Genomic DNA, 23,614 nt, shown 5'->3' on the forward strand with positions numbered 1-23,614 from the left:
GTCTTTGAGCCTGCTGACATTGTCTTTCCTGAAGTCGGAAATCGTTCTGAAATCGGGCTCGGCACCTTTCATGAGCCATTTTGCCTCAATGTTCACATGGCAGGCTTTCTGGAGTTTTCTTGAAGAGCGCATGTTATTCCTGTGGCCATACAGGTACAGCTTGAGCAATGACCCCGGGTTATAAGCAGGCCGGCCTTCTGATGATGGATTGGTGTTTGTGAAACCCATTCCCGTCAAATCGAGCGAATCAACAAAGGCATCAATGATCCTTGCGATGCTGTCGGGATCAACCATCATGTCAAGTGATGTCATATACATTTGATTCCGGTCGATTGTCTTTACATACGGCATAATGTACACCCCCTGCATACATTATACTATATATAGGAAAAACAGTGGACATCTCAATTCGTTATATAAACTGTTAACGCATGATGCCGCAAGAGGAAACATGCTTTTGCTGGCTGGGGACCAGTCAGCAAAAGCGGCGTGCAGAAGACATATGGTTGGAAGCAGGATCCACGGCTTGAGTCAGAAGCAGCAGGGGCGTAAGCCGCTGCTGCACAGACAAAAAAGTCCGCCAGGTTTGCTGGCTTCCTGGATCAGATCATAGCATGGCCAGTAATTTGATAAAATTTTTACTGTAAACATGGTGGGTTATCGGACAGTCTGCCCTATCTCCACCCCCTATCTCCACCCTATCTCCCAGTTCACGGTCACTGACATTAGCAACTGTCTCCCACTCCGGTTCGATCTTTGACTTCCCGGAATATGCAAAACAGCGCAGGATCAGTGCGCTTGTTTCTTCATTCCGTATAAACAGAGTTCGTCGCGAAAAGCGCGCCTCCTGGAATATGCAGCCCGATACCGTTCCATGATCAGTGCTTTGGCCTTGGGGACTCCTCTGGATTCCTGTACTTCGCCGAAAGCCGCGATAAAGGATGCACATTCCCCATAATAGTTTCTCTTGTTTGCATTCATGATGCCTTCGACACGCCACTCGATCCAGTGATCGATCCTTTCCATCCACAGGGCAGCGTCATTCCCGGAGAGGTGTACCTCTTTTTTCCAGGTTTTCAGAAGATCAGAAAACACAGCTTTTTCATCTGCACTGACTTCGTCATCATCTGCTTCCTCTGCAAAAGATATTTCGTCCTTCAAATAAGCCTCTGGAGCTTCCACAGCAGTGCCCCGATAGTATTCCCGGATATCAAATCCGCAGGCCTCCCGCGCCCGGCTCAACATGGCCAGCATCCCTTTTCCATAATCCTCACCCTGATGAAGCAGCAGGAGCATCAGCGCGATACCTTTCTTCATGAAAGTGGATGACCAACCAAGCACATTTTCAGTAGTCATTCCTGTCTCACGCATCTTTTCAAATTCTTCCTGAAAGTACAAAATGCAGCAACAGTCATTTCCTCCAAGAACATTATCAGGTCCAGAATGATAAGAATAAAAGCCAGAGCCCTTTCTATCCGGGATGCCCCGGATCATTTCTTCAAATATCTCCAGTGCCTTCGCCCTGTACTTCTCCCAGTCTTTCGTCAAAAAGCGAAGCCTCAGATAATTCAATGTTGTCGTCTGGGATCGAAAAGCCTCCAGAAGGCATCTCTCCGATTCTTCCGTATTATCCAAACGCACGGCATAGGATGCTGTCAGCAGCGCGATCCTGCTGCGGATTATTATGTTTGAGGGAAGCTGTTCCAAGGCACTCTGTCCCGCTTTCAGCATCGACATTCTCAGATCCGGCTCCCCTGTATCCAGATTTTCCATCATGAGCTTCTCCAACAGTGCAGGATGCGTCTGGATACTCTGTTTTGCGACCTCGAGAGCTGATTTCTCGTCCTGAATCATGGAAAGTGCATCCTGCAGCATTCTCTCATACTGTCCTCCGGGGCCAGCGCTCAGGACACGGATCCAATCCTGCAAAAAAGCATTGAAATCCGGTAGATCTCCATTTCCCATCTGCATGATCTCCTCCAGCTTAAAAAACTGGTAGTGGAGGTTCCCGATCAGGCGCAGTATTTCCTCCGCCCTCTCCCAAGGAGCGCTGACCAGATAACACAGGTAAATGGCTTCTCTTAAAAACAACTGGTAAACATCATCCTTCAGAAGATCATGGTTGTTCAGTGTTTCCAGATCCATACAACCATCGTCATAGTCCAGATACGCTCCTTCAACAGAAACCGTCACACAGGAAAGAAGGTCGGCCAATTCGAAGCCCTGTCTGTAAAGCTCGCGGTCCATGCAGACATGGACAAGCTCCATGGCCTTTCCAATATCATCCAGGATACCTTCCGGATCAGCAAAGGTAAATTCATCGACATCACTGTTGTACCAGTCATCATATTCGTAGTTATAATCACTGACCAGTGACCTTTCGCCTTCTTCTAATTCTTCCAATGTCTCCATTAAGGAATCTATTTCTTTCTCCAGCCTTTCGTTCTTTTTATCATCATCGAAAGAATGATTGAACGAATGTCCATCTCCGCCTTCATCGGTACCTCCCCTGCTGCTGTCAGTGTCCTCCACAGCAAATGCTGTAAACAGAGAAAGCAGCTTTTCCCGTTCTTTCTCCGGAGCTGTCCTGGCAATTTCGTGAAGCAGACGTTCCAGTTGATCGCGGGACATACTGCTGCTAAATGTATCGATTTTCTTTAAAAACTGAAGAAGCTTCATCGTATGTTTTCTCCCTATTTTCTTTTTACGGCAGCTCAACAGACTGTTCAGAAGAATCCTTTTTGACAGTCCGATAACTTTTTCAACAAAAGAACTGCGCAGGTTGGCTCCGGCCATGAACCCTGACATCAGCTGTCTGTTATTGGATATTACAAAAGAGCCGGTGAATATCATTGGCATGATAGCTGCTTATACCACATGGAAAAGAATCCAGATCAAAGAAATAGAACATGGCAACCGCATCCCCATGATTCCGAACAGTAAACGAGGGGACGGTTCTTTTGTTTCTATCCCCTTGTTCATTTGAAGGGGGACGGAAACAAAAAGACCGTCCCCCTGCTCTCCGGCTGGCGCATATAAGGCGCTGATCACCATACTTGATAAGGTTTATCTCCATAGGCTCTGGATAACAGCTCACGCGCTGTCTTTGACGGGTCTGACAGGCACTTCCAGTCTTCTTTTTCGATCACCATCGTCTGTCGGTCCTCTGCCTTATATGCCTGCCATGTCACGCCTTCAATGGACGGATCCCCGGTTTTAGCAAAATTCGTCCAGGCCTCCTGTGCCTTCGCAGCAGTATCCATATCCACAAGACCGGCATAAATGTCCACATCCGGATTGTTAAAAAGATAGGCCAGCTCAACAGCGTGAACAGAACTCCTGTACATGCTGTCCAATGTAGACGGAACCTTCCATAAATAAGCGTAGATCTGACCTCCGGCATCCGCAAACCGATCTGCGAAATGCAGAATGTCATATCTCCAGGATTCTGTGACAAATCCGGACTTGGCCAGTGCAGCTTTCACCTCCGGTTTTTCAGCGTATTCCTCCGGAACAATGCTTTCTTCATAACGGATGAGTTCTTCCAGGGCCTCCTTGCCGTCCTGATCCAGTTCTTCAGATGCCTCCTCATACATGGCGTCCATGCCTTCAACCCAGGAAGCAAACTTCTCTTCCTCTGTATCCCCTTCCGAATCCTCCTGGAAATAGTTCCACTCATCATTGTTGGTTCCGACAATCATCTGGATGCCGCTCCGGGCTGCCTCCGCAATAGCCTGCTCCATATCAGCCTCTTCCGGGATGATCTCACCATCCGCAACAATCCCGCAGCACTCGTCGGCAATCCAGTTTTCCATGTCCAGCTTCATCCATTCATCGCCGGATATAGTCAGCAGGTCGTCCATATTTTCCGCACCTGCAGCTTCCATGATCACGTTCGCAAATTCCTGCGCCGCTTCCCTGTCCCTGACCGGCATACCGCCGCTCTGGGCGATCGCTCTTTTAAACAGCCCCTTCGCCGCAGGGGATATTGTTAATGCCGTTGTGGACCATCCGCCGGCGGACTCCCCAAAGATCGTCACGTTATCCGGGTCACCGCCAAATGCCGCTATGTTTTTCTGAATCCATTGCAGTGCGGCAATGTGGTCACGAATACCCAGATTAATATCCGTATAATCCTCGCCCCCCTCAATCTGCGAGAAATCCGCCCAGGACATGAGTCCAAGTCTGTAATTGCAGGTGATCAGGATCACGTCATCGTGGGCCGCCGCAAAATTCTGTCCATCGTACATGGGATCTGTCGTGCCGCCCCATCCATAGGCTCCTCCGTGGAAAAAGACCATAACCGGTCTGGCTTCCCCGCTTTCATTCGCCCCTTGAGACTCCCAGATATTCAGAGTGAGACAATCCTCGTTTTTCGGAAACGATGAGGCCGGCTCAGTAGGCCACTCATACTGTAAAGCCGTGTAACCGAAATCAAAGCACTCAATTTCTTCCTCACTCGGATCAGGGGACTGCGGTGCGCGCCATCTGAGGTCTCCTGTCGGTGCCTTCGCGTAAGGCACTCCCTTAAAGGAAGTAACTCCATCCACAGTCTTTCCCAGCATGACTCCGTTTTCACAGGCAATCTTTACAGTTTCACCTGCCGGTTCGCTTTCGGCGGTTTCGCTTTGGGCCGTTTCATTTTTGACACTTTCGCTTTCTGCAGTTTCGCCTTTGGGAGCTTCTCCGCTTCCGGAACTGCATCCTGCCAGAATCAATACCATTACCATCAGCATTGTGGAAATCCGCGTTCCTATTGATACCTTTTTCATAACCTTTGCTTGTCCTCCTTTATCTTTGCCCGCAATCCGTTGCTGTTAAATAAAGCTTTGCGGAACCTCAATTCCGCATTTAGCTGCCATCAGAAATTCTTTTTGCCATAATCGGCCACTTTCTTGCTCTGGGATTAAAGCCTTGAACGGCATATCTTTTTCCGTCTTCTGCAAGAAAGATTCTGTTATACATTTCTTTCTGCAATCCGAGATGTTCATATCTCCACACGTCCGCATCGAATTGGTTACGGGCGACATGTTCCGGATCTATGCCGTTTATCACAGTCATTTTTGCTGAAAACCGTTCATCCCCGTAAGTTATCCTTCCCAGAGAAATTGTAACTCCATATTTATCCTGAAGAAACCGCACAGCATTAGTAAAATCTTCCCTGAACGCATTGAGATTGTTATTGTTCATTTCCATACCAACACCTCAAATCCTGCTCCAACAATTGTCTTTTGTACTTTGAACAGATCATTTATCCTTTCTAAAAATGGAGCCAAAACTGGTTTCCCGATTTACACAAACAGTCAAAAGCTTTTCCGGCATCTATTCTGCTGTCTGTTATTAACATGCTTCCTCTCCATGGCTGACTGTTCATAAATCACATTTATCAGTTAAGCGGAATAATATGATAACAGTTTTTCCAACACCTGCAAATGTCAAGAGGCTGTCGAATATTCAGAAAACGCCACACTGAATTATTGCACAGTGCGGCGTTGCAAGTATTCGCAAATTATTGGTTTTTACTCATCTTCTCGCGGATGCGGGCTGCGACATCTGTTACATTTTTTGTGTTGATATTGACGCCGTCCTCAATATAGGTGATCAGCTGATCTCCCACAGAAGCTTCCGTGTTCCGCTGAGAATCATACAGGCTTTTTAATTCGTCGATACTCTTTACACAGATCTCACGGAACTGTTCCTGTATTTTGAGGGCTGGTGCCTCATGATACAGTTTATGATAGGCGGCCTCAATATCAGCATAAGAAAAACTATTTCCCGCTTCGGCCTCTTCAATCAGGATCCCGATCGCATCGGAGATGTCGTTGCGATAATCTCTGTGGGCTATCATTTTCATTGCAATCAAATAGATTCCTGAGACGGTCCGGATTTCTAAAGTCTGATTATTGAGCCAGCAGTAATGCCGGGATACTTCTATCAGTGCATCAGAATATGATGCCGTTTTTACAAAGTCAGTGTTCATCCAATCTCTGGGAAGATTGTTCTCGTCGGCAAATCTGGTTATCACATCTTTGATTCCTGAAGCGGCCCGAAGAATCACATCAAAATCCTGCGTAGCATCCCTGAATTTATAGTTCAGCATGATACTGCCGCCGCCTACGATGATTATTTCGCCCGGTGCCTTCCCAAGGGTTTTTCTGTATTCTTTGGCAAAACGCCGGATGATATCCATGGCGTTTGCTCTTGTAATCTTTTCCTTAGACTGCATCATACAAATCTCCTTCGTAAATATTGAATCTAAGGAACTCATCGATACATTTCCGTTTATCTGGTCCAAACAACGAGGAGTCTCCTACATAATATGGCTGTTCTAACCGAATACTCCGGACGCTGTTGTACTTATCACACAGAGGGATATCATTCTTTCTGCTGATGTAATCCACGGTAGCAACCAGGTAAAATGCCTTCAGATAGTCTTCATGCCGCATGTAGGTGGAAACATCATCGCTTTCGATAATTTCAAGAATGCATTCCAGTTCATTGATTTTGATACGGTGATGAAGATTATTACGGAAAGTCTGAAAATCTTCTTTTTCATATACGATTTCATCCGGTCGATAGCCAAGAAAACGGGCCAGTTTTGCTACTGTGAAATAGGAACAGGTTCCGATATCAACCTGGCCTTTAATGATCGGATAGAGCGTTGCATAGGGAATATCACTTTGGACAGAGCAGGCCCGAATATTGGTTTTCCTTTTCTTCAATTCTTTTTCAAAATTCATTATAATGGCCTCCTTCCCTTTCCATTTCTCTTTCTTTAATATTATCGGTTAACCGATAAAAAATCAAGAGTTAACACGCGTTTTTGCCGACCCTACACTTGAACCGTTACTCCTATTATGGTTTTGTAAGGGAGTTTGTCTATTATAAGGAATACTAACCCTGAATTATTCATAGCGGTAAGTCATAAACAATGCTTTTCCGCGTAGTTACAATGCGTCCACCTGAATATTGCTTTCACTTTTATCAGCCCTTACACAGTACCCGCAGTCACGACAATACCGTCCGGTACATCTCGTCTTTCCACTCTTTTTTGCAGATCCCGGCGGCGCTCAGCATGCGGACCAGGACCATATAGGAGGCTTTCTTTTTGGCGTCCGTCTTGCTGCCGGCATCGCCATAGCCGTTCACTCCGCCGCAGGTGCACTCGCATCTCCAGCGGTCTTGCGGCAGCTCTTCAAAGTCGTATTCAGCCTTATCCTCCAGATATTTCTTCTGGTACAGTTCCTGGAGCTGGTTGATGCTGTTTTCGAGGGAAGGAACGATTCCGGCGTCAGCCAGATTGATCCAGAGTCCCTGATCCATCACAAAGTAATATGCCCTTCTCGCGGCATATTCCCTGGCCTTTCCCCGCGTCTCTTCCTCCACATCGATCCTCTGGGATGTCCATACGCCCTTGTCGTTGTCTGGCACCGAAAAACGGATCGTGCAATGAAACAGGTGCCGCTTACCGTGTTTGCCGGTTCTTTGGCTGCCGTATACCTCATACTCCGGCATGCGTCCGAAATGCCTCTGATGCCAGGCATTGAAAAGGTCGTAGAAGGAAGTCTTCAGAAATTCGTCGGGTGCTGTGATCTGAATGCAGACCAGCCTGTCCGCCACCGACTCCAGCACCTGCCAGTCCCATCCGCAGTCCATTGCGACCGCGCCCAGGAGCGCTTCCATCATATCCTCAGCGGCGGAATCATTTTTTGTTTCCCCGGTCCCATACAGGATATACTTGTCAAGGCCCAATCCAGCGGCGCGGGCAGCCAGATGCTCTTTACTGACAAAGCGACTTCGGATCTTTGTCATCTCCCCTTCCGTATACCGGCTCCGAAATGGCGCCTGCGGTTTGATCGTGATAACATCCGAAAACTGCCTGACCATCTCCCGGGTCACCACCATATTCAATATGCTGTCCCCCAGGAATTCCAGTTCTTCACTGTCCCCGACTCCATACTCCAAGCCGAAAGCCCGCCTTGTGAACGCCTGTCTCATCAGGTTTTCATTGATAAATTCATACCCGATCACGTCCCTTATGACCGGAACCGGATCATGTGATGAAGTGGGGATCTTTATGAGATTCATATGATCCTCAAAATCATATTCCCAGGATTCCAGATCAAATCCTTCTTCCCAGTAATCGATCCCTATTTCCGGCTCAAACTGCCCTTCTTCTTCCTCATCAGAATCCCCCTCCTCATCATCTTCATCATTATCTGAAATATCATTATAGTCGGAGATAAAATCCTCATTTAAAGAATAATCCTCGTTCAGCCGTCCCTCTTCCACAAGGGAGTCCATATACTCCCGAATCTCCAGAAGATCCTGCGCATCTTCATCAAGTGTCATTATGTCCGCATCATCCGCTGACCAACGCATTCCTCCATCTCTTCCATCCCATACCGGCTCAGGCCAGAGGCAGTCTGCCGGCCATGCTTTACGCCTTTTGCGCCCTTTTGCCAGTCTTCCTTCATCTGCCGTGAAATCTGTCTTAAACATAAAAAACCCTCCTTGTTTTTCCTGAATAGTATGTCAGAACAAAACACGGAGGCATGACCGCTGATCAGATATGGAATGTACACGAAAAATACTGCAGACCGGCAATGGAGCAATCCGGCACAGATTGTGCAGATTTCGGCATTGCCAGCAGGCAGATTTACCTTTCATATACTTCACATTGATCCCATATAAACATATCATTGTGCATTACCTCTCTGCCTGCTGCCCCCAAACTGTACAAAACATTTGAAAACAGCAACCAGGATAATATCTACACAGCAAAATGCCCCATGCCATCCATGCACTTATCATTATAAAGGCATGGATGGCATGAATACAACTATATTTTCGTCAGTTAATAATAGAAGGGCCGCGTGAAAGATGGCTCGTAGCCATCATCATGTCCGTCTCCTTCATATGATACAATCTCAAAGCCGTTCTTCTCACACCATTTTTCCAGATAATAATCAAATTCAAAATCTTCAACAACCGGCTGATAGTAGTCTTCACATGTGCAATACCTTTCAAACTCATCATCAAGATAATCCTGGATTTCATGCTCGTAAAAATCAGTGATAGCTTCTTTTGTCATAAAAGGGTTCTTTTTGAGCGAATCTAACAGTTTTTTTCCTATGCAATCTGGCTCTGTTGGACGAAGGATCATCTCTGCCTTATAGTGGCAGTCAACACTTCCGCCTTCTGTCTGCCAGACCGAGAACCCATTCCATATACAGGTAAAATCCTTTTTCAAAAACTGAGAAAGGCCTTCCAATTCCCTGTTTTTCCATTCTTCTTTATTGGCTATGGAGTAAAGGGACAGAAAAATCGACGTCAGTTTTTCTGCCATTTTCTTGTTAAAGCAGCACTCCTTTTGAATCTCTTTACACAATGAATCAAAATCTATGTCACGATCCAATTCGTCCATCATTCCGTTTACAAGGAACAACAGGATCGCACCTGCTGTTTGCTTTGAATTTTTCTGTGTGTGAAGACTGTTTCTATACTGTTCTTCTTTTTTCAGGAGTGCTCCATATTTTGCTTCTGCATCCCGATATGCCTGCTCAATGCTGTTGACAGAATCATAAAGATGCTGCATAGGATAGATTTCCAATGTCTCCTTTGCTTTTTTAGTTTTTCCTTCTCTGAAGCAATTTTCTTCTCAATGATCCGGCGCTCTTTTCGATGAAAGATATTCTTCGGTATTGCTTTGAGCTGTTTATTTAGAGTTTCGACTGTTTTTTTTATTGCATAGATTTTTTTGTTAAAGATTAATACATTTCTGCTCTCAAAGATCATTTCCCACCCTTCTTTCCGGCGTTTCATGATCGACGCGGAAATCTATGTGGACCGAAATGCTAAGTCAGCTATACAGAGCATGAATTCTTACCTTGAATCACTGCGTACTTCCTTACTGGAAGAAGCAGATGCAGATCCGGAAGATCTCTGGATGCGTACATTGAAAGCAGGTCAAATCGATGAAGATGAATATTTCGGCCATGTCATCAATACAGACATGATGGAGATCCTGCGTTCAATCCGTGAAGAACAGAAAACGGACAAAACCACTGTGGATACCACTGTAGCCGCTGAAATGGAGAAGGCTGTCCAGGAAGCAAAAAACCTGCACGGCACTCCAAAAGAGAAGGCTATCAAAGTCTTATGCAGCCGCCTTGGGATTCAATATGAAAACTTTACAGACGAGGAATTTGCCCATTTTATCAAAGTATTTGAATCTGCTAAGAACTTGAATCTGTTGCTTAAAGGTAACCAACGGGGAAAAAGCGTCGGTTTTCATTCCAAACGTAAAGGGCGAGGAAAGAATAAACGTTTGTAATAATGACCCCGGCATCTTGTTATGCCATCTGCAGATAGTACGAATAATGAAACAAAAAACAGGTTCGGACACACTGAAGGTTTAATCAGTGAATCTGAACCTGTCTTTTCTTTTAGTCTGTGCTTCGGATACCGGGTGCGTATTCCAAGCAACGATTATTCATTCATTGTCAAAAGACAACTCTATAGGTATATTATGAATCGTTGATACTGTTTTCCAGTCTGGCTATATACTGCATTAGCTCATCGAATGACGGATAGTCACCGTAGATCATCTCTTTCATCTTCTCGTAATCCTCTTCCAGGCGAGGCAGGCTATGAACTGCCGGAACCAGTCTGAGTGAACCCATTCTTGCTTCTTCATATTTGGCCCACTTCCTCGGGTAGAATTTCTGCTTGAATTCAGAAACCCTGACCAACAGGTCCGGCTGCTGCATTGCTTTCTCCAGGATTCCTTTATGAGCCATACAATAGAGATCGTAGTAATGTCTTGAATATCTATTCGGAAGCTTTGAGCCTTCCGGTCTATGTGCCTCCTAGTGCAGAATAGTTGCTTTTTCCCAGAAAGTTCTTTCTGCTGTCGTTGTCAGAATAATCGTAGAGGATTGAGTGAATACTTGCGGATAGCATTCTGCTGAATAAGATTGAATCTCTGCATACTGCGTAGGCGTCCATGCAACAAGTGCACCGATCTCAAGGCGAATCTCCTGCAATATTGATGGATTCTCAAATGATCGTGGATATCTAAACTTTACTGTACCGGGATCATCCTGATCGATATAAACATTCACTCCTGCATTAATCGCTTCAGACATCTCATCCCTGAATACAGGAAGAAATACATCACGCAGAAAGTTGAATACTCTATGCTCGGCTTCTTCATTAAACTTCAACTGTCTGGTATTAGAACGGCTCTCCCAGGGTTCATCCACTGTGTAACCAATGACCCGCCAGTCGAGAATAAGATCTATATCCTCAGAAAACCGGTCAATCAGACCGTATGCTTTTGATAGGCTTGTACCACCCTTAAATGCGAAGGCATCTTTCCATCTGCATCTGTGGAACAGATAATCCAATGTCAGACACACCCAGAAATCCTTTTCGATAATCGCCGCATTCATCCCCTTACGGAATGCTGTGTTCTGAAACAATATTTCACGTTCTTCCGGTTCAACCCCAGCAATCTTATACATGTAGTCCTCTCCTTTCAGCTGCAGATTGCTTTTATTTCCGAATAGATCCAACTGATCGTGTGCTGTGATTCTGACAGGATCTTTACCCGCACTTCCTCCGAGAAACGTTCGCGAAGCTTCTGTCGATCAAGATCACTGACGTTTCCCTTCCCCAGAGCTTTCAGGGCCTGAATTAATAGAAGCGTCTTATCAGACATTCCGCCAAGCTGACTGGCTGCACGATGCTTGAATTCCAGTCTGATGTTCCCGACTGTATATTCCTTGTATGGACCTGTGCTTATATAAGACCAGTTAGCCGGAACCTGGGTCGAAAGACCCAGCTGGTTCAACGCAGTGTTTCCGCTTGCGGCAATCGTCCAGTTATAATTTCTTGCTATAGCATGCGCTACTGCGTCCGGATCCGGAACCGCATACTCTTGAAGAAGGCTACTGAACTTCGGTTTATCATATACCCCTCTGCAGACTCTGCGGAGATAGCCTTTTGATTCAAGTCTGGCAATTCCCTTCTTGACAGTTTCATATTCAGCCAGATCTGTAAAATCCGACAAAACGAACGCAGATCCAAATGGTGCATTCATAATCCTGTCTTGCATTAATGTACTTGATTTCATAACCAGCCGCGCCTCCTGTCCCTAATTATATATATTATTAGGGACATTTTCAATCATTTGTCCCCAATTATATATATTTTCAGGGACAAATATATTTCTGCCCCGTTTACCCTGACCCGGCAGCCGGCCAAAAGAAAAGACAAGTCCGAAGGATCCTGATTTCAGTGTCCTTTTGACTTGTCAGTATTATAGTATGTGCCCCCGTTGCAACGACAACAAGATTATTGTAATCACCGTATTCTTTTCTCTCTGTTTGCAGGTCTTCCTTTATTTCCTGCTGAGAGACATGCCTGCCTGATCTGGACTTATCATTAGAATTCACTTGCTTCTTGGATGTTTATGCTCAGAAATAACCTGAAGCTGAATCGTCATTGCTGCCTAAGAAGCTGTTCTTTTATACGCTTCAGAACCGCTCTCACCTCGTTGATCCTCATCTTGTCTCCTCTATGGAAATCATTGCCCTCCCATAGTTCATCCAGACGAACCATAGCATCATAGGTATTATAAAGAAAAAGCGTAATAAAGCGGAAACGAGTTAGATGGTCATCCAAGCACATTTTCAGTAGTCATGCCTGCCTCACGCATCTTTTCAAATTCTTCCTTAAAGTACAAAATACAGCAAGGGGACAGAAACGAAAGGACCGTCCCCATGACATTCAATTTAAGTATAAACGATTAGAGATTATAATCTGTTATGCATTTTTTCAGACCGTCGATCGTATTGCAAAAATGAATTCCGTGGCTTTTGATTCTGGTGCATTCCATCCAGAGATGGTGGCGATTGCCTGCATCCGTGATGTTAACAGGCAGTGAAAGAGCATCTTTCAGCCATTGTGCTGTCTCAAACATTGTCAGAGCATTCTCACTCCCGTAATTGTAGGCCCCTCCGGGGAGAAGAGCCGCCTGACGAATCAGGCCGGATACCTCCCGCACATAGGTAACGGCGCGATGCTGCGTAGAGGAAAAAGAAATCTCCGGCTGGCGCAGCATATTGACCAGAAAATTTCCGCGGTTGGGAACACCGTATTTTGGCATGTCATACATCCAGGTCGCACGAAGAAGAACCGTATCAGGATTGATGTCCAGTGTCCGCTGCTCCATCTCCAGCTTATGGCAGGAATAAAGATTTGTCGGCGCTGTCTCCTCTTCTGTATAGGGTCCCTCCCCGATACATCCGCTATAGACCTGGTCAGTGCTGAACATGACACACTTGACACCTGTACGGGCGAGCCAGACAGGGAGTTCTACATTAGCACGATAGGATGCCTCAGGATTACTTTCGCAAGTAGGGATGTCAGAAATAGCTGCCGTATGGATAATCAGATCCGGCCGTGCTGCGTCCACAATCCGCCGGACCCCCTCCTCATCAACAGATTGAAGTGAAGGACAAGGAATTGCCTCCGGCCCCAGTTCATCCATGATCCGCGCCCCGACAAACCCCCGGGGACCTGTTACAAGAACTCTCAAAATATATACTCCTTAGTTTTCAGTAATGTGTCAGGCCATAGGTCGCCCTCATTGATCCCCTTTGCATACAGCCAGTCATCCTCGACCCGGATCTGTTTTCCTACACAGGCTTCTACATTTAGTCTACGTTTTTTGCAAAGTCTGTTATAATAATAGAAACATGAAGTGATTTACTCGAAATCGAGTCCATCACCATGCAATCAACTAAGGTTATTTACTGGTTAATATTCAAACATCCATAGGCGGGAAAAACATGTTCAAAATTCTCAAACGCATCTCTGCCGCTTGAGTTAAACCTATCTTCCTGAAAAATATATCGTTCATAAATACTTATGCACACCGCCCGGACTGACTCATCATAATATGGTCCTTCCGGGCGGTATTGTCTAATAATCACTGTTTTTATCCTGCATTGGGATAAAACACATTCCTAAAAAACTCTTCATTTTTCAATAGCCGAGGCATGTGGTCCTGGAGCAGTTCCATCAAATCCAATGCGTACTGATGATATTCCTGAAACTCTTCATCTGTATTAACACCGCCGGTAGACCGGACAAGCCTGCCAGCCTTATCTCCTATGTCGTCTAGTCCTTCCTTTAAATCCTTATAGTCCGGTGATGATTTCTGATCTTGGAATAGAATCTCGATATATTCCTGAAGAGCAGGAATCATATCGCAGCCGTCAATCCTGCCGGACAGGTCTGCCAGATAAAGTATTTGTTTTTTGTTATTCGCTTCCGCATAATCGCCCAGTATATGAACGAAGTATATGATTCCCGCAAGGCTGTTACATTTATCGCTGTATCCTCCAATTAAAGGAAATTTCCCGAAGTCAAAGATTGAATTGACTGTCCCGAGCAGAATTTTTTTTCTGGTTTTCCAAAATTTATTTACTTTTGGATTACCATAGTCTATATCCCACCCCTGATGAGTGAACATTCGGTGCGTATTCGGGTTTATCTTTGTCCCCTTCCCGAATAAATCCTCTGAATAATCAATCTCGTCAAATGTATGAGAGAGGCCTCCCATCCCCCATTTTTTTAGCTGTCTGTATTTATCTTCTCCGGTACCTCCATACTGGTCGATTGCAAGGCTGGAAGCAGATTCAATTGCAGCCACATAATCCTTTATCTTTTCCTGGTATTTGGAATATCCTCTCTCAAAAAGTACTGCTTCCAGTTCCTTATCATGCTCTTCCGCTTTCGGATGGGCATAACACGTAATCAGTGATGACATGACCAGAATACAGGCTATTGTTATCGACAATACAGATTTAATAAAGGTCTTCAAATCACTTCACCATTTCAAAGTCTATATCTTTAAGGAGAAACAGTTTCTTTCCTGCTTTAGTTTTGAATTCGAGCTGTTTTCCGCTATAGCTGCTGCCCTCAGGAGGAATGACATCAAGGAACACTCTGGAATCGGCCGAGTATTTCTGTTTTTTTATCTCCTTACTTTTATATTCAGCAGTAAATGTCTCGACTTTTCCTTTCTCTTCTCGATCTACTTCATCAATTGACCAATCCTCATACACTGTGTCTTTACCGCCCTCTTTAACAGTTACCTTCAAGGTCGTTCCCTGTTCCAGCATTGTAACCGGAATTTCAAAAGTCTTACCATCGAACTCAATAGCATACTCTGCTGAATCAGCACTGTGATCAAAATGGTACAAGGCGTTCAAGGGCTCCGTCATAAACAGGGGCTGATCTCCGGAAAAAAGGATGTCTTCAATCTTCTGTTTTTGTGAGTCTGTAATGTTCAATTCATCCGCCAGGGCAAATAAAAGATCACAATTGGAAACCAGAGGCTGGTAAACGGGGGGCAGGGCCACCTTACGTTCTTCCTCTATCCATTTATTAAAGGTTTTAACTTCTTTTTCCTGTTCCTTTGTAGCGTTTTTAGGAACTTTCTGTTTAACTATGTCAGCCAGATATTCATTATTCTTGTCCATTTGAACATCAATCAGGTAATTGACATTTGTTTCCGCAAGATCGTAGGCACTTTGAAGATAAGATTCTTTTTTTGTTTTCGAATATAAATCCACGTAAGTCTGTGCCGCAAAATAGCGCAGCATCCAGTCCTCCGGTTCAATATTAGCTAATAACAAATCCAGATAATGTTCAGCGGTCGAGATGTAGCTTTGTGCATTCTGAGATTCCTGTGCGGCAGCAATAGCCATAGAAGAAGCTTTCGCAAGATCATGATCCTTCCTGAAAGTATCTATGTGCATATTTTCATAAGCAGTAATTGCGTCAAGGCACTTGGCAAAATCACCCTTTTCATAGTAGCTCTCTGCCAGTACCACCCAATACTTGCCATAGGCCTGATAGGTCTGTTTGTTTTTTTCCAGATAATCAATCCTTCTGGTGGCATTTGTATTGTTTTCCCATTCCACAAAGCTCTCTACGGATTTTTCATTGAGTGCGAGTTTTCCGTCAAGATTATGCTTCTGGCACATTTCCACCATATAGGAAAACGCTTCTTTGCGGCTCTCATGAAGGCTCTCAGCCGCACTGTCTTCCAGTACCCATCCATCCTCAAGGTATTTGGCTTCCACATTATTTAAGTAGTTTTTATAGCTCGAAGCAGCATCATATGCCATATAAGATATTGCGAACAACGCCTGCATCGGGCTCCCGGCTAAAGTCCCTGCATGTATCAAAATCGGGTTTGGAACAGCCTGTTGTAAAGCCTTTGCCTGGTTCTGTTCATAAATATATTTCAAGCGCTCCCGCTTTGTCTCAATGCTCTGGTAGGCATATATCGTATTCAGGAGAACTTTGATCTGATCCAGAGAGTCTTCATCAACAGCATTGGGATTAATATTATTGACAATATCAGAATAGGCATTATCCAGATATAGTTTACTGTTGGATGAGGCATTGATTTCCTGCGACAGTACTGTCATATGATTCAGCATCGAGATCGAGCTCAGCTGTTTATCCGACATTGAAGAAAAGGAAGCGGGCTGGTCCCCTCCATCGCTTTCCTCTGTCGAAAAATCTGTCCCGGCCTGAGCAGCATAGCCATTTACCGCAAAAACACTATTCTGTCCTATAGCAGAAATCGCAATTGCACAGAGAAAAATCACGGAAATCAGTTTTCGTGTAATTTTTATTTTAATACTTTCAGTCCTCATCATATCCCAGCCTTTCTCTGACAGGTTCAAATACCGCGCAGTCCAAATGATGTCGACAGACTTAGTCCGTCAAGATATTACATTATGGAATGTATAGATACTGTAATTCAAAGGAGCATGCTTTTCCAGCTTCGCGGCCTCTCTTTCACAGATCAAAATAAATCTGTTGGATATCCAGCATCGTCCTTTGCCTGCTCTCACTTTTCAGTCATTTGATATCCGTAAAGTGTGAGCGTTTCCAATACTTTTCAATTATAGAGGCAGCAATCTACAGATAATTATATCATTGCTTACTGTAACGCAATACCTGAAAACTGTTTTTCGTGTAGTTTTACCTATACTGATAAATATTCCGAGCCATTTCTTCCGTAAAGGGCTTAAAGGCTGCGCCTGCAACAAACTCTCCTTCATGATAGAAGTCGATCTGGATAAGATCCATGTCTCCGCCCTCCCAATAGTAAGGATCACCAATCTCTATTTTAACTGGCAGATCATCCGGGATTCCCAGGGCTTGCCGGATATGATTGAGCTGTTCATTGGTAAAGTATTCGCTGATAGAATCGGTTTCCTCTGCCTCCCACTGGTCTCCCTGCTCAGAGTTTCCATTTAAGACATCTTGCAGAATATCCCCAGAATTCCCTTTTACTGCATCCTGCGTAATCTGTGCCGATTCCCCTTCTGCAGCAGAATAATTTAGCCGCTCATAATCTATTGTTTCAATCGCATCTGATGCTTCAGAATCAGGCATTTCCTGTCTTTCGATTACCTCTTCAGAAGTCTGCATGCTTTCTGTCGTCTTAACTCCATCGTCTTGAATAACAATTGCACCTGATTCTTCAGCTTCTGTCTTTTTTTCCAAAGACTTTCCCGCGGGGCTTCCGCAGCCTGCAATAGTTATCACTGTTGCCAGAACTGCAATCAGAACTATACTCTTCTTTTTCATGTGTTTTACCTGGTAGTGTTTCCATTAGAGTTATTGTGATTTGTCATTTGATAATTATCTATTTTGGAATGCAAAAGCACACCAGCATTCCTGTTATCATCTCAGATGAATACCGGCATCTACAGGTAATGTGTCAGGCCATAGGTCTCCCTCATTGATCCCCTTTGCATACAGCCAGTCATCCACGACCCGGATCTGCCTCTCCTGGCCATTTTTATCGACCAAAGTAACAATCACTTTGGTTTTTACATTTTCCTGACGCTCCTCACAACCGTAGTCATCTTCCTGAATCCGCTTAACTTTCCAACTCATTTTTGCCTTCCCTGCAGTTTTCTTATTTCTTACGGGATCTATATTTCTTTCTTACGGAAGCCACATTTCGAATCCATCTAACGTGATATTATTTTCGTCCAATACCACACTGACTGCGGCCCGCAGGGCATATTCATCATCCATGTCATAGTAATTGTAGTTCTTATAGTAGTGATACGCCATGTTATCAATCATTGCTTCGTTCAGGAGGTCTTTATCTATGTTCTCCTGAGCGAGGAAATGCTCAACTTCCCATAAGGATTCTTCCATGTAGTTGTTTTCGGCTTCGATTTCTGTCATAGATTTTCCATCCTAACCTGTATAAACCAGAAATGTACTTGCAAAAGTTTGCCAGCGTAAAAAGTAGAACTACACCAATCTTTTATAACAAAACCTGTGGAAAACCGCAGTATTCCAACCGAACAATGTATTTTGGCCACATAAAACTGTTATGACAAATGTAATCGGTTTATACATCATTTGATTTATTATTTTCATGTATACATGCACGCTTAACCCAATTAAATCATTTGCATACATTTCTTCCATGATTATCTATAACTCCACTTTTACCAATAAAGGTCAAACATTCCTGACATAAACCAAATCTTCTTTCCAGATTTTAATTGCTTTCTTATACTTCTCTGCACCATTCTGCTGTGCTATGCGCATGTTAACAAGGAAACTTATATGATCTACAATACGCTGCTTCCCATATTCCCTGACAGCCTTATATAAGATTTCATGTCTTTCATTCTCCAGCTTTCTTGTTGAATAACCCATATTCCCCAAAAATGATTTTTCATTCCAGACATTGCCTTCGTTGCTTTGTCTATCATTGTCTTTTTCGTCCATGGTCAGGGTTTCATTTGTACTTATGTTTTCATACGCTCTATTGATTTTAACAGAACCATAGTAAACCGAGTTAATGAATACAAGTGCTTCTAAATTAGGCAGAGCCTCCGCTTCCAACATGTTGTTATAGCCTATCGGGCAACTTGCAAAGGCAGAAATATTGAATCCTGGTCTTAAATAGACATTGGCCAGGAGTGTCGAATTCGTATAATGTCCCCAGGACTCCGATTCATCTGTATTATAGAAATGTACATCTAAGTCGAGATGATCAGCAGGCTCTTCTTGCTGATTTATGACATCAAACTGAAGGAAGGGTGCATAAATGTCCGAGTTTTTCTTCCATCGGTTCTGTTTAACTACTGGATAAAAATCCTTATTGTTCACTTTAACATAGTCATTATCTATAGTCACAGGCTCTTCATTCAACGGCAAATCATACTTGTTATAATCATAACTGCAGTCAATAGTAGTCGTCCCGTAGAAATCTCCATTGATAAATATCTCTGCTGTTATGTCCGGCAGGTTATCTTTAGCCACCTGGTTCTCGTAACCAACAGAAGCCATAAGGAAGGCAGTCTTTCGATACCCTTGCTTTAGAGGCGTGTTTTTATCGGAAACCAGCGGCGAAAACGAATACGACCACAGGTTTCTGGCTTTCATGCTATAATATACCGCTTCTACATATATCAGTTCTGCCGGTTCTCTTTTTTGATTGATAACATCTATCTTCAAATATGGCACATACAGGTCATTTGGTTTCTCCCAGTATTTTGCGGTAACAATTGGAAAAAATGGTTTCTGTGTTTTCCCAACGTAATGTCCGAAAGATTCACTTGCAAAAGTTTTTAGTAACATAGTTTCTTTCTGAATCTGTTTATACGAACAATTAATAGATACCTGTCCATAAAATCCATCGTTCACATATATCTCTGCGTAAATATGCGGCAAAGAAGGAAGTGAAGGCTTGTTTTCATAACCCTGATTTGAGTAGAAATTACTTATTCTTATTAAACCTAAAGTCTTCCACCTGTCAGGATCTGTATCAGAATCAGAATATTCAGCCCATAATTTCTTATTCTTACTTTCATAAAATACGACTTTGATATTGATGTTTGAGTCATTTTCCAGTCCATATTTTACGGTTGCAATCTTAAGATAAGGGACATATAGTGTATCGTTTAAAATCCACCTGTTATCTACAATATATAACCTGTATCCATCATCACCTTCGATGTACCTTTGATCTTTATCCTGTATAAAAGCAATAGCTTCTTCTTTTGAAAAGATATATCGGGGAAAAGTTTGCGACTCGCTTCGCAGCGCCTCCTCTGGGAATGTGGGTTCTGTTTCATCTTTGATAAAGATTATATGAACCGGCCATATACTCATGTCCAGTTCAATTACAGTGCTGCTTATTTCTTCCAGAAATCGTTCAAGACTATTGTTATCATATATAAACTTTCGATAATATGAAGAATAGCGCTGTATGATGATATACTCCTCACTATAATCGTCTGATTCACAGAAACAGCAGTCGAATCCAGAAATGATTGTCCTTTTAATGTTGTGAATACCGGTCTTACGCGAAACTGAAAACAGCAGTTTATCATTTTCCCTGATTTTAGTTTGGGTAATATCTTCTCCGCGTAGATCTGTTACTATGTTAACGATATCAAAAAACTCGGCTGCACCTGTAAAAGAATTGTCCCCATGCTGTGTTTTTTTGAATATATTAGTATTCCCGTTTTCTTCCAAAAATTTATCTATACCATCCAGGTCAATTTCCAGATCCCAATCGATATCGCCTGAATTCTTCTCAAATATGTAATCTACAAATTCATCATAGTTGCAAGGCCCGTAGCTTTCTTTCATATACCTTGAAAAATATTCAGGTACTCCTAACCCGTCTGCGATCACAGAGAAATAAGCCGTATTCATTAATGCCAGATAATCATATACATAAAGCCCGGAATGCATGTGAGGTTTTATCAGATTAGTGCAATACTTAAACAAAACCTGATATGCTGCCGTAACTACAGGATGAACATTAATTCTGTTAATAAGTTTTAATAGATAGGGAATGTAAATCTCATCTTTCATGGAATCTGAAAGATCATCAAATACGCTGGATATATTTACAAATCCCATCTCTGATTCAAGAAGTTCCGCAACATATTTCTTCTGTGATGGGCTCATCATATTGCGATAGGAGGCCATGATATTCAGAATATCGTATTTTATAATATCATCGAGTTCCTGATCAGTAAGCCTGAACATCTGATCAGGTTGGTTTTGCAATAATCTGTGCAAAACTTTATAAGCGCTGATGTTTATGATGGTGTCAAACATAGTCGAGTGTTTTTTCATATCTGGTATTTCTATGACTATTGTTGAGGAGAAGTCTGCTTCTTCCACTTAATGAACTCTTGATATTCTTCTTCCGAAATAAGCCGCAAGCCTTCTCTGGCTGCCAGCTTCTCCAAATCTTTAATTGCTTTCTCTCGTTTTTTAATTCCTGAGCCGAAATTCAAGGCATGCAAAATGGGATTGTCTTTGTCGAATACAAGGTCTTCATGGATATCTGTAATCTTAATGTTTTCCGGCATATAGAATTTGCCGTCCTTGCCGGGCACCCATGTACGTTCTCTTAATATCAGGATCAGGCTTGAATCAGACCGGTTGACAACAGTTCTGTTATTGACAGAGTATTCTGCATGCAGGACTGCATCAGAATTGTCATTCATCCGCAACGCGTCCCAGACCAGTCTGCTCAGCTGAAGGGATCTTCTTTTTAGAAGGTCCTCTAATCCCGGAATCGTGTAATCATAATCGGTATCTCTGGCGCCTTGTCTGCCCAAGATTAACAATCTGTCTGAAAAATCCCTGTGCTTCTCAGCTTTCTGCCTGATTATTCTGGGTAAGCCTATCGCACCGCTTCTTTCTGCAAATGCCAAAACAATGTCAAGATCTTCTTCACTTAAAAGGGCTTTTAGTCCTTTCCAGATAGGATTTCTCTTTGTTGCCGATGCAAGAAGATTCCCTTCTCTTACAAATGGTTTTCCGATCACCAGCTCGTTTGCGTTGGCTCTGCGAAGCCCCCTGGATGATTCAAACGGGAAAATGGCATAAGCTGAGAAATCAATCTCCCCAGGACAGGCCTTGTCAAATTTTGCAAGTGACAGCAGCTTTCCTGCGTAGGTCCTGTCAATGGGCTGTCTCTTGCTCATCATTGAACTGGCCAGGGCTTCCATTTCAGGTTTCTGTGAATACTCTTTAATTCTAAGGTCATTTAGGAAAAAGTCTCTGATTTGGGCAGAGTATTCATCATCAGAGCCAGACGGTGATATGAGATCAGGCTTAACAATAATAGATTTTTTGCCTGCCCTCTCTGCTTGGGCAGCCAGCGAAATTTCGCCGGGATACTGCATGTTCCCTTTGGAATCTCTTATCGACCGGATACTCTTGAGCCCTGATATAATCAGCCGTTTCGTAGTATCATCCGCTACCGGTTCAGAACAGAAGATATAAAATGACCTCAACCACCGGTCATTCTGTTCTTTAAGGATCCTGCTGCAGTCATCCAGGTTCTCCTTTCTGAAAAGTTCCTTCAAAAAGCGTTCACGGTCATAGAATGGTATTCCAACATCGATCAAAAAGCGTTCTTCTCTGCTGCCGGCATTACAAGGTTCAACCCAATATTTATTTCCCAGAACAAGCCCTGCAATTTCCTGCGGAAAGAGTTTTGTCACATCCTCTGTTCCATAAGCAACACTGTTTCTGGAGACTATCGTTCCCTTTCGATTTTTAAATAGTGGATAATAGCTGCAGACAGTCTTTATTGCCCGGATCAGTGGTGCATTAATGAACGATTTTTCATCCGATGAATTTGGTAGAACCGAGAAAAACGACATTCCCAATAGTCCCTGATGTAGAACATTTTTTATGCAGGATTCCATTACGGTTGCCAGGTCCTCCACAGCTTCCTGGTTTTCCTCGGAAGAATTACTGTCCGGCATTCCGTCTTTCACACGAAAACTGCCGCTTATAACAAACTGCAGATTGGTTGGCATATCTGTGGTATTTGGGCCATTCATGACCACACCTGAGCAGGGAATGATCTGATAACGGTCGTTTTTCAAAGGCTTTAAGGCAAACGCGATTCCAGTATAAGGATTATCGTCGGAGGTAAAGCACACATAGTCAAAGCTCTTTTCCTTTGATTCAGTTACCCTCCTTGCTGTGATCGTACAGATGTTATTATGGTCCAATCTCTGAAAGGCAGCAGTTTTCCCATTGGAAAAGGTAATCTTTATACGGTTTAATTGACTGGAAAAAAGCAGGCTTTTTTCATTTATTGTTCTTAATATCCTCTCATCTGCCTTTATCTCATTTTTTGTCCGACGGTAATGCCTTGTGCTTTTTCTAGAGCCGCCATTACATATGAACACAGAAAACTAAGTTTTTACGTAGATAGCCTCCTGTAATCTGGTGCCTGAATATTAGAGCAAATTTACTCCCAGGCATGTCAGTAGATCGAGCTCCTTTTTCGGCACTTCAGAAATACGGTTATCCTCAGAATGGTAATGTTCCCTGACCCGATAAATATTCTTCCCGATGGACAGAATATCTTCGGGGGAATATTTTTCGGTGAGTTCATTTTCGCGCAGTGCTTTGACTATCCCGTAAAAATACAAAAGGCTTATATGGTTGATGAAAGACCATGCTTCCAGCTCACTGTTTGTGCGTTTATAGGGGGCGC

20 protein-coding genes and 1 pseudogene are annotated in these 23,614 nt (G+C 43.5%); 1 reads left to right on the forward strand and 20 read right to left on the reverse strand.

The annotated features are described in order from the left end of the window. The 9 genes from BLT02_RS15195 to BLT02_RS16950 all read right to left on the reverse strand — a co-directional run. On the reverse strand, positions 1-351 hold a 351-nt coding region (locus tag BLT02_RS15195; protein WP_175453702.1), incomplete at its 3' end, for a transposase. A 438-nt stretch (positions 352-789) separates the two neighbouring features. After that, complete coding sequence (locus BLT02_RS15200; RefSeq protein ID WP_139187687.1) at positions 790-2,679, reverse strand: hypothetical protein; 1,890 nt, start codon at positions 2,677-2,679, stop codon at positions 790-792. A 368-nt stretch (positions 2,680-3,047) separates the two neighbouring features. Continuing rightward, complete coding sequence (locus BLT02_RS15210) at positions 3,048-4,772, reverse strand: carboxylesterase/lipase family protein (RefSeq protein ID WP_092997423.1); 1,725 nt, start codon at positions 4,770-4,772, stop codon at positions 3,048-3,050. Between the two features lie 79 nt (positions 4,773-4,851). Continuing rightward, positions 4,852-5,196: a hypothetical protein gene (locus BLT02_RS15215; RefSeq protein WP_092997426.1), complete on the reverse strand. Its 345-nt coding sequence runs from the start codon at positions 5,194-5,196 to the stop codon at positions 4,852-4,854. A 313-nt stretch (positions 5,197-5,509) separates the two neighbouring features. Further along, positions 5,510-6,229 carry a DUF6036 family nucleotidyltransferase gene (locus BLT02_RS15220; RefSeq protein WP_092997429.1) on the reverse strand — a complete coding sequence of 240 codons (720 nt, stop codon included), beginning with the start codon at positions 6,227-6,229 and terminating at the stop codon, positions 5,510-5,512. Then, positions 6,216-6,740, reverse strand: coding sequence for a hypothetical protein (locus BLT02_RS15225; RefSeq protein ID WP_092997432.1), 525 nt, complete (start codon positions 6,738-6,740; stop codon positions 6,216-6,218). Before BLT02_RS15225 ends, BLT02_RS15220 begins: the two co-directional genes overlap by 14 nt. 268 nt (positions 6,741-7,008) lie before the next feature. Beyond that, positions 7,009-8,502: a ribonuclease III domain-containing protein gene (locus BLT02_RS15230; RefSeq protein WP_092997435.1), complete on the reverse strand. Its 1,494-nt coding sequence runs from the start codon at positions 8,500-8,502 to the stop codon at positions 7,009-7,011. A 355-nt stretch (positions 8,503-8,857) separates the two neighbouring features. Then, complete coding sequence (locus BLT02_RS15235; RefSeq protein ID WP_139187689.1) at positions 8,858-9,448, reverse strand: MBT domain-containing protein; 591 nt, start codon at positions 9,446-9,448, stop codon at positions 8,858-8,860. 71 nt (positions 9,449-9,519) lie between these two features. Next, positions 9,520-9,798, reverse strand: coding sequence for a hypothetical protein (locus BLT02_RS16950; protein ID WP_139187691.1), 279 nt, complete (start codon positions 9,796-9,798; stop codon positions 9,520-9,522). Positions 9,799-9,844: 46 nt separating this feature from the next. On the opposite strand from BLT02_RS16950, the gene BLT02_RS15240 reads away from it, so the two are divergent. Next, positions 9,845-10,336, forward strand: coding sequence for a hypothetical protein (locus tag BLT02_RS15240; RefSeq protein WP_139187693.1), 492 nt, complete (start codon positions 9,845-9,847; stop codon positions 10,334-10,336). Between the two features lie 193 nt (positions 10,337-10,529). Here BLT02_RS15240 and BLT02_RS15245 read toward each other — a convergent pair. From BLT02_RS15245 to BLT02_RS17600, 11 genes and pseudogenes are all read right to left on the reverse strand, one after another. Further along, positions 10,530-11,528, reverse strand: a pseudogene (locus BLT02_RS15245) (nucleotidyl transferase AbiEii/AbiGii toxin family protein). A 14-nt stretch (positions 11,529-11,542) separates the two neighbouring features. Then, complete coding sequence (locus BLT02_RS15250) at positions 11,543-12,106, reverse strand: DUF6088 family protein (protein ID WP_242869849.1); 564 nt, start codon at positions 12,104-12,106, stop codon at positions 11,543-11,545. A 708-nt stretch (positions 12,107-12,814) separates the two neighbouring features. Continuing rightward, on the reverse strand, positions 12,815-13,606 hold the full coding sequence (locus BLT02_RS15260) for an SDR family oxidoreductase (protein ID WP_092997450.1): 792 nt from the start codon (positions 13,604-13,606) through the stop codon (positions 12,815-12,817). Between the two features lie 402 nt (positions 13,607-14,008). Beyond that, on the reverse strand, positions 14,009-14,896 hold the full coding sequence (locus BLT02_RS15265; RefSeq protein ID WP_092997453.1) for a hypothetical protein: 888 nt from the start codon (positions 14,894-14,896) through the stop codon (positions 14,009-14,011). Between the two features lies 1 nt (position 14,897). Continuing rightward, positions 14,898-16,748, reverse strand: a complete 1,851-nt coding sequence (locus BLT02_RS15270; protein WP_092997456.1) for a hypothetical protein — start codon at positions 16,746-16,748, stop codon at positions 14,898-14,900. Positions 16,749-17,076: 328 nt separating this feature from the next. Next, on the reverse strand, positions 17,077-17,688 hold the full coding sequence (locus BLT02_RS15275) for a hypothetical protein (protein WP_092997458.1): 612 nt from the start codon (positions 17,686-17,688) through the stop codon (positions 17,077-17,079). 96 nt (positions 17,689-17,784) lie between these two features. Further along, a complete protein-coding gene (locus BLT02_RS15280) occupies positions 17,785-18,000 on the reverse strand; it encodes a hypothetical protein (protein ID WP_092997461.1) in 216 nt (71 codons plus the stop codon). A gap of 51 nt (positions 18,001-18,051) precedes the next feature. Beyond that, positions 18,052-18,300, reverse strand: coding sequence for a hypothetical protein (locus BLT02_RS15285; protein WP_092997464.1), 249 nt, complete (start codon positions 18,298-18,300; stop codon positions 18,052-18,054). 282 nt (positions 18,301-18,582) lie between these two features. Next, positions 18,583-21,270, reverse strand: coding sequence for a hypothetical protein (locus tag BLT02_RS15290; RefSeq protein WP_139187695.1), 2,688 nt, complete (start codon positions 21,268-21,270; stop codon positions 18,583-18,585). Then, positions 21,240-22,883, reverse strand: a complete 1,644-nt coding sequence (locus tag BLT02_RS15295; protein ID WP_139187697.1) for a hypothetical protein — start codon at positions 22,881-22,883, stop codon at positions 21,240-21,242. Before BLT02_RS15295 ends, BLT02_RS15290 begins: the two co-directional genes overlap by 31 nt. A 471-nt stretch (positions 22,884-23,354) precedes the next feature. Next, positions 23,355-23,614, reverse strand: a 260-nt coding sequence (locus BLT02_RS17600) for a hypothetical protein (RefSeq protein WP_347475030.1), incomplete at its 5' end; no start/stop codon positions are given.

The organism is Sarcina sp. DSM 11001, from assembly GCF_900101015.1.
GTDB lineage: Bacteria > Bacillota > Clostridia > Lachnospirales > Lachnospiraceae > CAG-791.

Excerpts from the sequence above, each read along its gene's own strand:
- BLT02_RS15200 (WP_139187687.1), bottom strand. The coding sequence starts at position 2,679 with ATGAAGCTTCTTCAGTTTTTAAAGAAAATCGATACATTTAGCAGCAGT.
- BLT02_RS15210 (WP_092997423.1), bottom strand. The coding sequence starts at position 4,772 with ATGAAAAAGGTATCAATAGGAACGCGGATTTCCACAATGCTGATGGTA.
- BLT02_RS15215 (WP_092997426.1), bottom strand. The coding sequence starts at position 5,196 with ATGGAAATGAACAATAACAATCTCAATGCGTTCAGGGAAGATTTTACT.
- BLT02_RS15220 (WP_092997429.1), bottom strand. The coding sequence starts at position 6,229 with ATGATGCAGTCTAAGGAAAAGATTACAAGAGCAAACGCCATGGATATC.
- BLT02_RS15225 (WP_092997432.1), bottom strand. The coding sequence starts at position 6,740 with ATGAATTTTGAAAAAGAATTGAAGAAAAGGAAAACCAATATTCGGGCC.
- BLT02_RS15230 (WP_092997435.1), bottom strand. The coding sequence starts at position 8,502 with ATGTTTAAGACAGATTTCACGGCAGATGAAGGAAGACTGGCAAAAGGG.
- BLT02_RS16950 (WP_139187691.1), bottom strand. The coding sequence starts at position 9,798 with ATGATCTTTGAGAGCAGAAATGTATTAATCTTTAACAAAAAAATCTAT.
- BLT02_RS15250 (WP_242869849.1), bottom strand. The coding sequence starts at position 12,106 with ATGAATGCACCATTTGGATCTGCGTTCGTTTTGTCGGATTTTACAGAT.
- BLT02_RS15270 (WP_092997456.1), bottom strand. The coding sequence starts at position 16,748 with ATGATGAGGACTGAAAGTATTAAAATAAAAATTACACGAAAACTGATT.
- BLT02_RS15275 (WP_092997458.1), bottom strand. The coding sequence starts at position 17,688 with ATGAAAAAGAAGAGTATAGTTCTGATTGCAGTTCTGGCAACAGTGATA.
- BLT02_RS15280 (WP_092997461.1), bottom strand. The coding sequence starts at position 18,000 with ATGAGTTGGAAAGTTAAGCGGATTCAGGAAGATGACTACGGTTGTGAG.
- BLT02_RS15285 (WP_092997464.1), bottom strand. The coding sequence starts at position 18,300 with ATGACAGAAATCGAAGCCGAAAACAACTACATGGAAGAATCCTTATGG.